The sequence below is a fragment of the Cytophaga sp. genome, assembly GCF_051961495.1.
Lineage (GTDB): Bacteria > Bacteroidota > Bacteroidia > Cytophagales > Cytophagaceae > Cytophaga.
In genome coordinates this window covers 1-13756 of record NZ_JBQCDF010000103.1, presented here as the reverse complement: position 1 = coordinate 13756, position 13756 = coordinate 1, and the positions used below count along the sequence as shown (strand labels likewise).

Below are 13756 nucleotides of genomic sequence, written 5' to 3'. Positions count from 1 at the left end.
GCTGCTTTTGATCTGGAGTAATAATTCATTCTTTTCCTGAAATGGTGTATGTGTATTATTATATCTGGCGACGCATATCTTATAGGTCTGCTGTTCTTCTGCCAGATTTTCAAACAGATATTCATTACTTATTTCGTTCGTATTAATATTTTTATAAACCGGTCTTCCTAATACGGAGTCAAGCTTTTTTTCCAGGGCAAGAAAAGATTCTGCGGGAATATTATATTCAAACCTTTTACGCAATACTCCATTCTGCATCTCTTCATTTCTTGTTTCGGGATCACCCGCATGGATTACTTCCAGTATTTGTGTCATTTTCTTTTCTGCAACAGCCATATCTTTGATTTGGTAGGAGATCGTTCCCCGATAAGTAATTGCATCGGCAACTTCTTTCTTACAAGGATCTTCAAATAGTGCCGAATCAATCGGATAAAACTCACCTTCTGTTTTATTTTTTAAAGACTCTTCTCGATTTATACTGTTATCTTTTTTTACTCCACAGCCTGAAAAGATTATTAAGAAAAAGATTGACGCTACAGCTTTCATAAATGATTATTTTATTAAATGATCATTTATGCGATTTCTTACAGGGAAGTAACTGATGGTGTAGATGAGGGCTTCAAAAAGACATAAAAAAAAGTCACGCGGTATGCGTGACTTAGTGACCTTGTCAGGATTCAAACCTGAAACCTTCTGAGCCGTAATCAGATGCTCTATTCAATTGAGCTACAAGGCCAGTTCCCTTATTGGGGAGTGCAAAAGTACATATCTTTCTGTTCGGAAACAAGTATCCCTGCGAAAAAAGCTATTTTTTACGCACGCGGGTATCTTTTAACAGGCGGTATAAGCTCGTCCGGATGATGGCACCCATTTGCTTACACTTCAGAAAATCAGGGTCATTGTAGTGTTTTGCCAGCTCGTTTTTCAATTTTTCCACATGCGATTCCGGGGCTATCGTATCCTGGATAACGGCATCCCAAAGTCCTTTGATCCGGTATTTATTTGCCCGTAAACGCGAAGCCATCATGGCACGCTCCTCTAACTGGTACTGCTGGATACTTTCTTCGCTCAAAACCTCCTTTACAATATCAATCAGCGCATTATTTTGTTTAAAGAACTGGGGCAGATAGACCCATTTTGCGCCTTCATAACACTGCTGGTCAAAATCAATCGCCCGCAGCCGGTAGTGGAACTCTTCAAAGTCGGGGGTCATCTCAATCACGTAATTGCTGGAATGCATATCACCCAGCAAACGGATAAAGCAGCGTTCGTTAAACTTTACAAACTCCTTGGCCAGGCGAATCTTATTCAGGTTCATTAACTGCAGATATTGTTTGATGAACATATCGCCGGGAATACCGACAATGTGATCTTCAATCAGTGTATCGCCATCAATCAAATAGCTGATGTTGTTGGGCGAAAGGATATGCTCCAGCTCCAGGCCATACACGCGCGATGCATCCGCCACCTTCACATAAAAATAATCGTAGTTGTCGTTGATCCGGTTCACTACCCGCACACGGAAAGGCTTGGTGTTCCCGTACACACAAAGGTCGATACGGTCAATGAACAAATGTTCTGTAACGCTTAAATCTCCACCGATCTTAAGGATCGCATAGATCCTTTTCAGTCCGTCGTAAATCTCTGCCATATCAGCATTGCTGTAATAGACACTATCCCAGAGGGTATCTTTCCCATTGCGGTCTTTCAGGGAAATACGGCTTGTAAAACGCGTCAGATCCTGGTAAGAAAGTGGCACCCTCTGTTCACGATCAAACTGGTGCAGGTACTTGCGCAAAGGTTTACCGATCTTATAAACGATTTTCTTTTTAGAAATTTCAGCCATTACAAATGCCTATACAATGTTTGTGGCATACAAGATAAGAAAAAATAGTGGTCAGTAGACAGTTAGAAATACCTAGTTGTCAGGTATTAGTTACTAGGTACTAGACAATGAAAAAGACAACGGGTGATCGGTTATTAGAGAAGAGCATTTAATAATGTAGTCAATGATTACTGAATAATGGTCACCAGTCACCGCTACGCTAATTCTAGCGCCGGGAATATTCATAATTTATAATTCACCATTCATAATTTATAATTCCCGCCAACATTCCTATCTTTACGCCGCATGCAGGACCTCCATTCAGATATTCAGTTCTTATTCATCATCAATCCGATTTCAGGGACGGCGCAGAAACAAAATATTCCTGAGCTGATATACCAGACATTAAGGGTTGAAAAAAATAAAATCCGGATCGTGCTTACGCGTTACGCGGGGCATGGGCGCGAGATTGCCGCTGAAGCTGTTCAGCATAAAATCCCTTACATTATTTCTGTAGGCGGCGATGGTACCATGAATGAGATCGCTTCTTCGCTTTTATATACCGAATCAAGCCTGGGCATTATACCGATGGGTTCAGGCAACGGCCTCGCAAGGCATTTGCAGATTCCGTTGGATGTTACCAAAGCCATTGACCTGCTGAACAACTTCGTAATAACAACCATCGACAGCGGCAATATAAACGGCAAGCCTTTCTTTTGCACTGCAGGCATCGGACTTGATGCGCAGGTAAGTAAAGTATTTGATGAATTACCTACACGCGGATTAAAAACCTATACCAAAGCATTTATCCGGAAAGTGCGTTCGTATAAAGGTGATTTCCTTACCATCCGTGTTGATAACAAAGAAAAAATTACCGGCACATTTTTATTGACATCTTTTGCCAATTCAAACCAGTTCGGGAACAATGCTTTCATTGCGCCGGATGCTTCCCTTACGGACCAGCAACTGAACCTGGTGTTGATGAAACCTGTAAACGTGATTCAGGCGCTGGAAAAAATTTACAAGCTGTTCACCAAAAAACTTACTGATGATAAAGACATCACGCATGTTTTATTTCATCAGCTGGAAATCTCTAAAAATGAAACAGGGCCTGCACACATTGATGGAGACCCTGTTCTGTTGGATAAAATGATTATTGTACGCTGCGAACCAACATCTTTGCGTGTACTTACGCCAGCCGTGATCCGCTATTGAGCCAATACTTCTGTTTTGGCCACCTGTATTTTAGAACATTGAAATAAACCTACGGCATCGTTATCAAACATACTCGGCACGTTTGCCGGCGGTGTTGAGAAGAAACCTCCGTCGTTATTTAATTGTAAACTGGCAGCATTGTAAAAATCATAGGCTGCTTTTGTAAGAGAATAAATTTCCAGTTTAGCTTCCTCCCCTACTTCATATTCATAACCCATATTGATACCTTTGATCTCACCATTCAGATTATCGTTGTTCGCGTAGTTAATATTATTGACATCATTCAATAGTGAATCATTTGCATAACCTTTAAATAAATAATACAATTTTTGATTTACCGGAATCGTTGCATACAATTTCATATAATAACCTTCCTCGATGAACGGTGGCTGAGCAGGCTCTTTGGTTACTGTGATTGAATCAATATCCGACAAATCCGGCAACACAGATGTTGAGTTGTACGTCTTGCCTTCCAGTTCAACTTTTAATGTATAAGTATCACCAACTACACCTTTCATGGTGGCAGATTCGTGCTGCATTTTTATCGGGTTCCATGTCAGTACTTCAGTAGCACCATGGTTGTCACTCAGTGTGATCACTGCCGACGCTATGTGCGGCGGGGGTGTGGTTGATAAATAATCGGTCGATTTAGTTACAATTACTTTAACCGTTGAATCCGCAAACAGATAGCCTTGAATAATCACTTTCTGTTCACCTGCCTTCGGGCTGATATCAATGACCTTCTGACAAGAGAAAGTTAGAAGCGGAATTAAAATCAATAATATATTTTTCATCTTAATTAGAATTTAAAATTATAGGTTACAGATGGAATTGGTGCCGGAAAGTAAATAGCAACATACTCCTGGTTTCCTGTATCTTTATTTGTCTGCGCAATAACTGTCCATGGGTTGATATGGGCAAAGCCATATATGTTGTAGATCGAGAAGCTCCAGCTGCCTTCCCATCTGCGGCCTTCTTTTTTGCGTTGATCCAGTGTTAACGAAACATCCAGACGATGGTAACTTGGCAAACGGTAAGAATTACGTTCCGGATAAACACCCAGCCAGAAATAATCAATGGCATAACCTCCGTTTGGAAGTCCGATCGGACGGCCGGTTCCGAATACAAACTGCCCGCCTAATGTTAAACGTTCCGTTAATTTATACGAACCGATTACATTCAAACTATGTCTTCTGTCATAGCCCGCAAAATATTTTTCACCGTTGTTGATGCCATCTATTTTTTTGTAGCTCCATGACAAGGTATAACTCACCCAGCCTGTAAGCTTACCTTTCTTTTTCTTCAAAAAGAATTCAGCACCATAACTCCATGCCTTACCAATGGAAGCCTGTGTTTCAATCTGCGGATTCAGGATCAGGTTTGCATTGTCAATAAAGTCAATGGAATTGGAATAGGATTTATAATATCCTTCAATGGAAGTTTCAAAAGTATTGTCTTTTAAATTTCTGAAGTAACCTGCTGAATATTGATTTACTGCTTCAGGTTTGAAATAATCATTACTTGGCTGCCACACATCAAATGGCACCGGCGACAAGGAATTTGAGATCTGGTGAATGTATTGGTAATTTCTGTTGAAACCGATTTTTACAGAAGACTGTTCATCCAGCATGTAGCGCGCAGCAATCCTTGGTTCCAATCCCCAGAACGTTTTAATAACCTGTCCTTTCTTATAATAGGTCGTATCTGTTGTCGGGCTATTCACCGGATCTCCGCCATAGCTGTAAATCGTGCCTGTACCCATCAGGTTAAACATGTTTAATCTCAATCCATAATCAAGTGATAAATTTTCGGTGAGCTTTTGTTTGTTGGATACATACAATGCTCCTTCGAGGGAATGATTCTTGGGCAGGATAGTCGGGATGAATATTGAATTGTCTGATGATGGCGTAAACTCTCCCGGATTGTATTTACGTTGCGTTACTGACCATCCGAAAATGACATTGTGTCTTGGTGAAGGCACATACTGATAAATCTGTTTCACTGAATTTTCTGTGATGCCTGTTTTAAAATCAAATGCCTGTACGCCAAAATCCAAACCCAATAAGTATCTGTATTCTGAATGGGTGTAGATGGTGTTTAAGAAAACTTTATCAGAAAAGATGTGATTCCAATTGGCCGTAACTGTAAAGTTTCCCCAGTCGTTTGCAAACAAGCCGCCGAATTTGAATTTATCTTTTCCATAATAAGAAGAGATGTACATGCTGTTGTTCTTATTGAACTGGTAAGTTACTTTACCATTCAGGTCATAGAAATACAGTTTATTTTTTCTCGTTTCCGGATTAGAAGACAATAATAAAAACAGGTCGGCATATGATCTTCTTCCAGAAACAATAAAGGAACCTTTACCTTTCGCAAACGGGCCTTCCAATGTTAAACGGCTTGCAATAATCCCGATACCGCCCTGTACGGAAAATCTTTTTGCATTGCTTGCTCTCAGGTTCACATCCAGTAAAGAAGATAATCTTCCGCCGTATTGGGATGGAATACCTGCTTTATGCAACTCTGCGCTTTTTACAGCATCCGCGTTGAAGATCGAGAAGATCCCGAATAAATGTGATGCATTGTATACAGGCGCCTCATCAACAAGAATCAGGTTCTGATCAGCACCACCACCCCGTACATACAAGCCGGTATTACCATCTCCCGCAACCTGCACACCAGGCAGTGTCTGAATATTTTTTACAATATCCACTTCACCAAAAAGAGCCGGCAATGTTTTGATTTCTTCTACTGTTACTTCTGTTGCCCCCATCTTTGTATCGGTTACATTTTCATTGGGCGCTTTATCCGTAATAACAATTTCAGGAGCTGCATCTTCATCTTCTTTCATTGTGACGTTGACAGTTGTATTCTTACTTACAACAACCGTTTGACTTTGTTCTTCATATCCTAAATATGAAATAACAATTGTATGCTTCCCGGCAGGAAGTAAAAGTTTGAATACGCCGTCTCCATCAGTAGCCGTACCTGCACTGCCATCACTTGTTTTTACAATTGCACCTACCAGCGGCGCTCCCGTTGAATCTACTACCTTTCCCGATACAGTGTATTTGGTTTGAGCGTTTGAATATGTCAGACTAAAAACAAAAAACGCTAACAGGCTTATTAAATATTTCATTGTATTATATGTATTAATTAATACTGTTTATGGATGTACCTGAAAATAATCTTAAAATAAAATCATATTAAAGACAATACAAAATTACTTTACCCCTACTAGTTAATTAATTCTCTTTGAAAAAATATATAAACAAAGTATCCTTAACGGTGACATAGAGTTGGTTTTTAATGAGGATTGCAGAAGTTGCATCTTTCAATAAAGCATTTGTATATTTCCGTTCTTTATAAGTATATATATTAATTAAATATAAACTTCCATCTTTTACATAGACCAGATCATCGCCTGAAAAGCTAATATAATTAAGGTCTTTCACAGGTATGCGGGTTTTATAATTTCCCATGTTATCAAATATTAACACACCTGAGTTTGCATCATTTATAAATAATAAATTCTGATACTCGCGCATGAAATTCATATTGTACTGTTCAGGATCAATAATGAGATCCAAGGGGGTTTTTATATCTATTGAAAAATAGGTTGAATTATATTTTTTCAAACTAAAGTCCTGATCATCTACCAGCCACACATTCTGGTCGAGGGATGGTGTTGCAATACGCGCAAAACCAATATCCGTGTTAGCAAATGTTAATGATTGTGATTGATTCAGAAAACGGTCGTAATAATAATATACCTGATATTCACTGTAGAAAACAAATATATTGACATTGCGATAGGCTTCAATAGATGTGATCTGGCCGCGTCTTGGAGGTGATGCCATCACAAACTGTTTACCTAACGAATCAATCTTATAAATATTTCCATTGACATCCGATAAATAAACAAATTCATATGGATCAGAAGAAATGCAGCCGATGTGTCCGGGAATCTTGACTGTGTTTAATGCCTTTAACACCTGAGCATCACTCAGGTGATAACATAAAAATAAAAAAAGGGCTATTGTAAATCGGCTGATTCGTTCCATGATATGAGCTTTAGCGTATGGCCATCAAATTCTGCATAGGTATTAAAGATAATCCAATCTCCGATATTTACATATCTGGCATGCTCCCCAACCTTTAGGTCCAACGGTAGATGGCGATGCCCGAATATATAATAATCTCTTTCCTTAATGACGTTTTGCTGCTTACAATATTGCCACAAAAACTCTTTTTCTTCCAAAAACCGATCGTCTGAATTATGCTGACGACTTTTACCGGACCAGAATTTTGCTATTCCCATGCCAATAGCGGGTGGTGTCATTTTAAACACCCATTGAAAAAAGGGATTTACAAATACTTTTTTAGTAAGCTTATACACCGTGTCTCCCGGCCCTAGCCCATCGCCATGGCCGATCAGAAATTTCTTGCCGCCAATTTCCCAATCCACCGGATTGTGAAAAACTGTTACACCTAATTCTTTATCCAGGTAACCAAACATCCACAGATCATGGTTGCCGGTGTATACATATACCGGAATGCCCGCATCTGTGATCTGTGCAATCTTTCCCTGCAAACGCACAAAACCTTTAGGAATAACATGCTTGTATTCAAACCAGAAGTCGAAAATATCGCCCAGTAAAAAAATAGCTTGCGCCTGTGAAGTAATAGAATCAAGGAAGCGAATGATCTTTCTTTCTCTTTTCAGACTTTCTTCCTCTGTGGGTACGCCTAAATGAAAATCAGACAGGAAATATATTTTTTTATCTGCCTGGACGGACTCAATTTGACGAATCATCGATTAAAAAGACTAGTAATTCTTTTGGGCCATGTGCACCCAGGACAAGTGTTTTTTCAATATCAGCCGTGCGGCTCGGCCCTGTTTCCAGACAAATCATGGAAGGCAGGTTTGAACCGTACTGTGCTTTCATTTTCTCCAGTCCATCCTTGATGTCATAAACCAATTGTGATGTTTTTGCAATCACCACATGAACGTGCGGATAAATGGACAGGCGTCTGCCTGATAATTCAGAAGAACTGATCAGTACACTTCCGGTACGTGCGATCAACGCATTACAGGTTGTGATACCAACGCCTGCTTCTGTAAAATTTTTCTCGCTGGTTTCAAATGATAATGCCGAAGGAGAAAGCATGTCGATCAATGCTTTCTCCCAGACAAAAATATTTTTGAATCCTTTTATGGAAGCTACTTTAGAAATCTCTGCACATAATTCCGTTTCATTTTCTACAAAGTAAAATTCTCCTTTATGATGTAGGAACTGATGCGCAAATACCACAGACAAGTCTTCTTCTTCAGACTTTGTATAAATATCTGCTGTAAAATTCGGTTCAGGGGGCAACGTATTTCTACGCGTAAGTCCCTGACGAATTCTTTTTAAAATTGCTTCTTTGGAAGGATTAAGAGCCATTAAGAAGATTATTTATTGTAATTACCTTCGTTTCTTGAATACGTAGACGAACCTTCGTTCCCTTCCTGCTTCACAGGATCAGGAATAACATCCGGCATCGGTTGAGGTGAATCCACCTTATTTGTAAATGCCTGGTAAGTTGTTTCTGTATCAAAAGGACGTTTGCCAATTAGTTTTTCCAGATCTGTCTGGAAAAGAATTTCTTTCTCTAACAATTGTTTCGCTACAATTTCAAGCTCAGCATGTTTCTCCATCAGCAACTTCTTCGTTCTCTGGTATGCTTCATTCACAATGTTGCGAACCTCTTCATCAATTGTCTGTGCTGTTGATTCAGAGTATGGCTTGTTGAATGAATACTCGCCACCTTTGGAATCGTAGAAAGAAATGTTTCCGATCTTATCGTTCATACCATAGATAGAAACCATTCCGTACGCCATTTTTGTAATACGTTCCAGATCGCTCAATGCACCCGTTGAAATTTTACCGAAGATGATATCTTCTGCAGCACGGCCGCCAAGTGCCATGCACATTTCATCTGTCAACTGTTCTACGGTATACAGGAACTGCTCTTTCGGTAAATATTGCGCATAACCTAAAGCTGCAATACCACGTGGTACAATACTTACCTTCACCAATGGATCTGCGTGTTCCAGGAACCAGCCAGCCACAGCGTGACCAGCTTCGTGATAAGCCACGATTTTCTTTTCTTCCGGAGAAATAATTTTCGTTTTCTTTTCAAGACCACCGATCACACGATCAATCGCATCCTGAAAATCCTGCATGTCAATTTCTGTTTTATCTCTTCGGGCAGCAATCAATGCAGCCTCATTACATACGTTCATGATCTCAGCACCTGCAAAGCCCGGAGTCTGTGCGGCAATTTTCTTGGCATCAACATCAGGCCCCAGTTTCAATGGTCTCAAATGCACTTTGAAGATCTGCTCTCTGCCTACGATATCCGGTTTGTCAATACTGATCATTCTGTCAAAACGACCCGGACGAAGTAATGCAGCATCCAATACATCCGGACGGTTTGTTGCCGCCAGAATGATCACACCTGAATCTGTTCCGAAACCATCCATCTCAACCAATAGTGAGTTCAATGTATTTTCGCGCTCGTCGTTTGAACCCGGCATCGGACCGCCCTTACCTCTCATCCGGCCGATCGCATCAATCTCATCAATAAAGATGATACAAGGAGCCTTTTCTTTCGCCTGCTTAAATAAGTCACGCACACGTGCAGCACCAACCCCTACAAACATCTCCACGAAATCAGAACCTGACAGAGAGAAGAACGGAACACCCGCTTCACCGGCAACGGCTTTCGCAAGTAATGTTTTACCTGTACCCGGAGGGCCTACCAATAATGCACCTTTAGGAATCTTGCCACCAAGCTTGGTAAATTTTGTCGGGAAACGCAGGAAGTCAACAATCTCTTTTACTTCTTCTTTTGCTTCATCCAGGCCGGCAACATCGGCAAATGTTATTTTTACTTTATTGTCCTGATCAAACAACGCTGCTTTGGATTTTCCGATATTGAAAATCTGTCCGCCGGCACCGCCGCCAGATACACGTCTGAATAAAAACCAGCTACCAACAAATATTAATATCCAGAATGCTAGTTGGAATAGTTGACTTGTAACTTCAGCCCTGTCGCTATCTACTTCGATATGCACACGCTCCTTTTCCGGAATCTTATGTTCATTTAAAAACTTTTCGTAGTTATCTTCGAGGTCATACGAACGAGGTATCTCAAACTGGAACTGAGGTCCGGAAGACACACCGGAAAGCGGACTCTTGTTTCTTTTCAGCAAATCGTCATATCTGCCGCTTTCAATAGCCTCCTTGTTCAAAGTGATTTCAACAATACGGTCGTTCACAAGCATGATCTTTTCAACGTCATGCTTTAAAACCATATCATAGAATTTATTCTTCGTAACTTTGTGTGCACCTCCATTATTGCTGAAGAATGCAATAGCCGCAACAACTAATATTAATATGCTTATCAGGAAAATCTGATAATTCGTTTTCTGTGATGGATTGGGTATTGGATTTTTCTTCTTTTTTTGATCCTCTGGTACACTCATATATTTCTATCCTTTAAGAATAAATACTAATCTAAATTTTCAATTTTGGTAATGATGCCATCGCCCCATAACTCTTCAAGGTTATAAAAGGGTCTTTTATCTTTTCTGAAAATGTGCGCAACCACATCTCCATAATCAACAATAATCCATTCCTTGTGTTTGTCCCCTTCTGTTCTCCATGGATGCAGTTTCTGGTTTGCAAAAACTATTTCGTCGATTGAATCATGAATGGAATCTGCCTGGGTATCTGAATTTGCAGAACAAATGATAAAATAATCTGCTACAGCCTCTTTTAATTTCCTTAAGTCAATTACTGTGATGCTCTGAGCTTTTTTTTCCTGCATCCCTTCAACGATCAAGTCCGCTAATGATGCTTTTTTCGTTTTATTTTTTGTTTCTATCACCCGAATTTGATACTATTTACCGAAATTTAACTTAAAATTAAGAATTTCATTGTACAATAACTTAGCCAATACCAAATTCACAGGCAAAAGTATCCACTTTCTGCCAAGCTGTCACTCAACCAATACAGAAGCAAGCTTGCTTATCAGAAGCAAATCGGCTGTTAATGGTTTGATTGTCATTACAAACGAACAAACTGCCGGCCGCGGACAACAAGGAAATTCATGGCATAGTGAACCGCAGGCAAATCTGACATTTTCTTTAATTTTATATCCAGAATACCTACGCATTGCCGATTCCTTCTTCTTAAATATAGTAGCTTCTTTAGCGATAGCAAAAACGCTGCAGCACTTTCTTTCCGAAAAAAAGATCAGCGTAAAATGGCCGAATGATATCTACATTGGAAATAAAAAAGTTTGCGGTATCCTGATCGAAAATTCCTTACGCGGCGAACAGATCCACTCAATTGTAATGGGAATTGGATTAAATGTCAACCAGGCTTCATTTCCGCTGCCAACTGCAACATCCATGGTGCAGGAAGCTGGTCATGCATTCTCTTTGCAACAGATTTTGGACTATCTGTGCGAATCGATTGAAACCTATTACCTGATGCTTGCCGCAGGTTCAAAAAAAGAATTATCTGCTCTGTACCAGGAAAGGTTATATGCATTCAATACCTTGCACGCCTATCAGGATGCCCAAGGCGATTTCATGGGATATATAAAAGGTGTTGAAGAGAATGGAACGCTTGTTATTGAAAAAGAGTCTGGCACTGTCTCCAGGTATCAGTTTAAAGAAGTACGGTTTATGTAATGCCTGATTTCAGCTTCCAAATAAAATCTATTTAACCTCTGTTTTGTGGCTCTTTTGAGTAAATAAATCCAAATTCCAAACCAGATTCAGAATAAAAATCTAAAATCTTTGAATTTTAAACAACATTTGAACTTCAGGGGTTTATAAATTATATTTGTACAATTATCAAAAAGGAAAATTTCTAAAAAAATGGTAGACACATTTGTAAAATACAAAGTAAAAGACATCTCACTTGCAGCGTGGGGAAGAAAAGAAATTGAATTAGCAGAGGCAGAAATGCCGGGTCTAATGTCAATCCGTAAAGAATTCGGCCCTTCAAAACCTTTAAAAGGTGCGCGTGTTGCAGGTTGTTTGCATATGACAATCCAGACTGCCGTTTTGATCGAAACATTGATCGAATTAGGTGCTGAAGTTACCTGGTCATCTTGTAATATATTCTCTACGCAGGACCATGCTGCTGCTGCTATTGCTGCTGCTGGTATTTCTGTTTATGCCTGGAAAGGTATGAACGAACAGGAATTTGACTGGTGTATTGAGCAGACATTATTTTTCGGTGAAGATCGTAAGCCATTGAACATGATCCTGGATGATGGTGGTGATTTAACAAACATGGTGTTAGACCGTTTCCCGGAATTAGTAAAAGATATCCGTGGTATTTCCGAAGAAACAACTACTGGCGTGCTTCGCCTGAAAGACAGAGAGCGTAACGGTACATTAGTACTGCCTGCAATCAACATCAATGATTCTGTTACTAAATCTAAATTCGACAACAAATACGGCTGTAAAGAATCTTTAGTAGACAGTATCCGTCGTGCTACAGATGTTATGATGGCTGGTAAAGTTGCTGTTGTGGCTGGTTACGGTGATGTAGGAAAAGGATCTGCAGCTTCATTAAGAGGCGCTGGTGCCCGTGTACTTGTTACAGAAATCGATCCGATCTGCGCATTGCAGGCTGCGATGGATGGTTATGAAGTGAAGAAAATGTCTGACGCTGTTAAACGCGCTGATATCGTTGTTACTGCTACTGGCAACAAAAACATCATTACTGGTGAGCATTTCAAATCAATGAAAGATAAAGCGATTGTTTGTAACATCGGTCACTTCGATAATGAAATTGATATGGCCTGGCTGAACAAAAACTACGGTTCAACAAAAGTTACTGTTAAACCGCAGGTTGATATTTATAATGTTGATGGTCATGATGTAATTATTCTTGCAGAAGGCCGTTTGGTTAACCTTGGCTGCGCAACAGGTCACCCTTCATTTGTAATGTCAAGCTCATTCTCTAACCAGGTAATCGCTCAGTTAGAATTGTGGGAAAATTCATCTAAATATGAAAATAAGGTTTATACCTTACCTAAATCTCTTGATGAAAAAGTAGCACGCCTGCATTTAGCTAAAATTGGCGTTGAATTAGACGTTTTATCTGCTGATCAGGCGGCTTACATCGGTGTTAAAGTAGATGGACCGTATAAAAACGACGAATACAGATACTAATTCCTGATCTGTTAGTTTATAAAACAAAATCCCTCTGATAGCTATCGGGGGGATTTTTGTTTTAAATACATTTTATTTATTACAAGATAATATATTGCTTTTTTTTAAGCTTTAAAAGCTTTTCATTTACATAATTTCATGCTTTAACATCATAATTACCACTAAATCAGAATTGTTAATATTTTTATTCTTTTTTATAAACCTTTAAAAACTGAGAACGTTTAATTGATTATCAGGTAAAATATTACAAGTAAACCGTCGCAGATCTTCATTTTTTATTATTTCTGCTTTTCCGAACCAGAAATAAGGGATTTGGCAATTAACAGTTCTATTTAAAGCAAAAAGTATGACTTTGAAGTAAATATTAAAAACCTAAACACTTACAGCTATGGAAACGAATATATTCATGGAGCTCTTCTTATTAGTGTTGATTATATCTTCTATTTATAACTGCCAAAAAAGAATCCGTC

The 13756-nt window shown here is 39.4% G+C and carries 12 protein-coding genes and 1 tRNA gene; 3 read left to right on the top strand and 10 right to left on the bottom strand.

Annotated features, from left to right (window positions below; genetic code table 11):
- The 3 genes from ACTHJT_RS04930 to ACTHJT_RS04920 form a co-directional block, all read right to left on the bottom strand.
- The coding region (locus ACTHJT_RS04930) for a hypothetical protein (protein ID WP_440236769.1) at window positions 1-546 on the bottom strand (546 nt) is incomplete at its 3' end.
- Window positions 547-662: 116 nt separating this feature from the next.
- Window positions 663-736: transfer RNA gene (locus ACTHJT_RS04925), tRNA-Arg, on the bottom strand.
- Window positions 737-805: 69 nt separating this feature from the next.
- Window positions 806-1846, bottom strand: coding sequence for a hypothetical protein (locus tag ACTHJT_RS04920; RefSeq protein WP_440236768.1), 1041 nt, complete (start codon window positions 1844-1846; stop codon window positions 806-808).
- Between the two features lie 285 nt (window positions 1847-2131).
- Here ACTHJT_RS04920 and ACTHJT_RS04915 point away from each other — a divergent pair, with 285 nt between their 5' ends.
- Window positions 2132-3040 carry a diacylglycerol/lipid kinase family protein gene (locus ACTHJT_RS04915; RefSeq protein WP_440236767.1) on the top strand — a complete coding sequence of 303 codons (909 nt, stop codon included), beginning with the start codon at window positions 2132-2134 and terminating at the stop codon, window positions 3038-3040.
- On the opposite strand, the gene ACTHJT_RS04910 is transcribed toward ACTHJT_RS04915, so the two are convergent.
- From ACTHJT_RS04910 to rsfS, 7 genes are all read right to left on the bottom strand, one after another.
- Window positions 3034-3834 (bottom strand): DUF4249 domain-containing protein, encoded by an 801-nt coding sequence (locus ACTHJT_RS04910; RefSeq protein WP_440236765.1) that lies wholly within the window; start codon window positions 3832-3834, stop codon window positions 3034-3036. The two genes, ACTHJT_RS04915 and ACTHJT_RS04910, sit on opposite strands and share 7 nt — an antisense overlap.
- Before the next feature lie 5 nt (window positions 3835-3839).
- Window positions 3840-6179: a TonB-dependent receptor gene (locus ACTHJT_RS04905; RefSeq protein ID WP_440236764.1), complete on the bottom strand. Its 2340-nt coding sequence runs from the start codon at window positions 6177-6179 to the stop codon at window positions 3840-3842.
- A gap of 106 nt (window positions 6180-6285) precedes the next feature.
- On the bottom strand, window positions 6286-7104 hold the full coding sequence (locus ACTHJT_RS04900; protein ID WP_440236763.1) for a hypothetical protein: 819 nt from the start codon (window positions 7102-7104) through the stop codon (window positions 6286-6288).
- Window positions 7077-7856: a UDP-2,3-diacylglucosamine diphosphatase gene (locus tag ACTHJT_RS04895; protein ID WP_440236762.1), complete on the bottom strand. Its 780-nt coding sequence runs from the start codon at window positions 7854-7856 to the stop codon at window positions 7077-7079. The genes ACTHJT_RS04900 and ACTHJT_RS04895 overlap by 28 nt, the downstream gene beginning before the upstream one ends.
- On the bottom strand, window positions 7840-8487 hold the full coding sequence (locus tag ACTHJT_RS04890; protein WP_440236760.1) for a LutC/YkgG family protein: 648 nt from the start codon (window positions 8485-8487) through the stop codon (window positions 7840-7842). Before ACTHJT_RS04890 ends, ACTHJT_RS04895 begins: the two co-directional genes overlap by 17 nt.
- An 8-nt stretch (window positions 8488-8495) precedes the next feature.
- Entirely contained in the window at window positions 8496-10574 is a 2079-nt protein-coding gene (gene ftsH / locus ACTHJT_RS04885) for an ATP-dependent zinc metalloprotease FtsH (protein WP_440236758.1), read from the bottom strand.
- Window positions 10575-10600: 26 nt separating this feature from the next.
- On the bottom strand, window positions 10601-10978 hold the full coding sequence (gene rsfS, locus ACTHJT_RS04880) for a ribosome silencing factor (RefSeq protein WP_440236756.1): 378 nt from the start codon (window positions 10976-10978) through the stop codon (window positions 10601-10603).
- Between the two features lie 49 nt (window positions 10979-11027).
- Here rsfS and ACTHJT_RS04875 point away from each other — a divergent pair, with 49 nt between their 5' ends.
- A complete protein-coding gene (locus ACTHJT_RS04875) occupies window positions 11028-11789 on the top strand; it encodes a biotin--[acetyl-CoA-carboxylase] ligase (RefSeq protein WP_440236754.1) in 762 nt (253 codons plus the stop codon).
- A 189-nt stretch (window positions 11790-11978) separates the two neighbouring features.
- On the top strand, window positions 11979-13286 hold the full coding sequence (gene ahcY / locus ACTHJT_RS04870; protein ID WP_440236753.1) for an adenosylhomocysteinase: 1308 nt from the start codon (window positions 11979-11981) through the stop codon (window positions 13284-13286).
- Window positions 13287-13756: the final 470 nt, after the last annotated feature.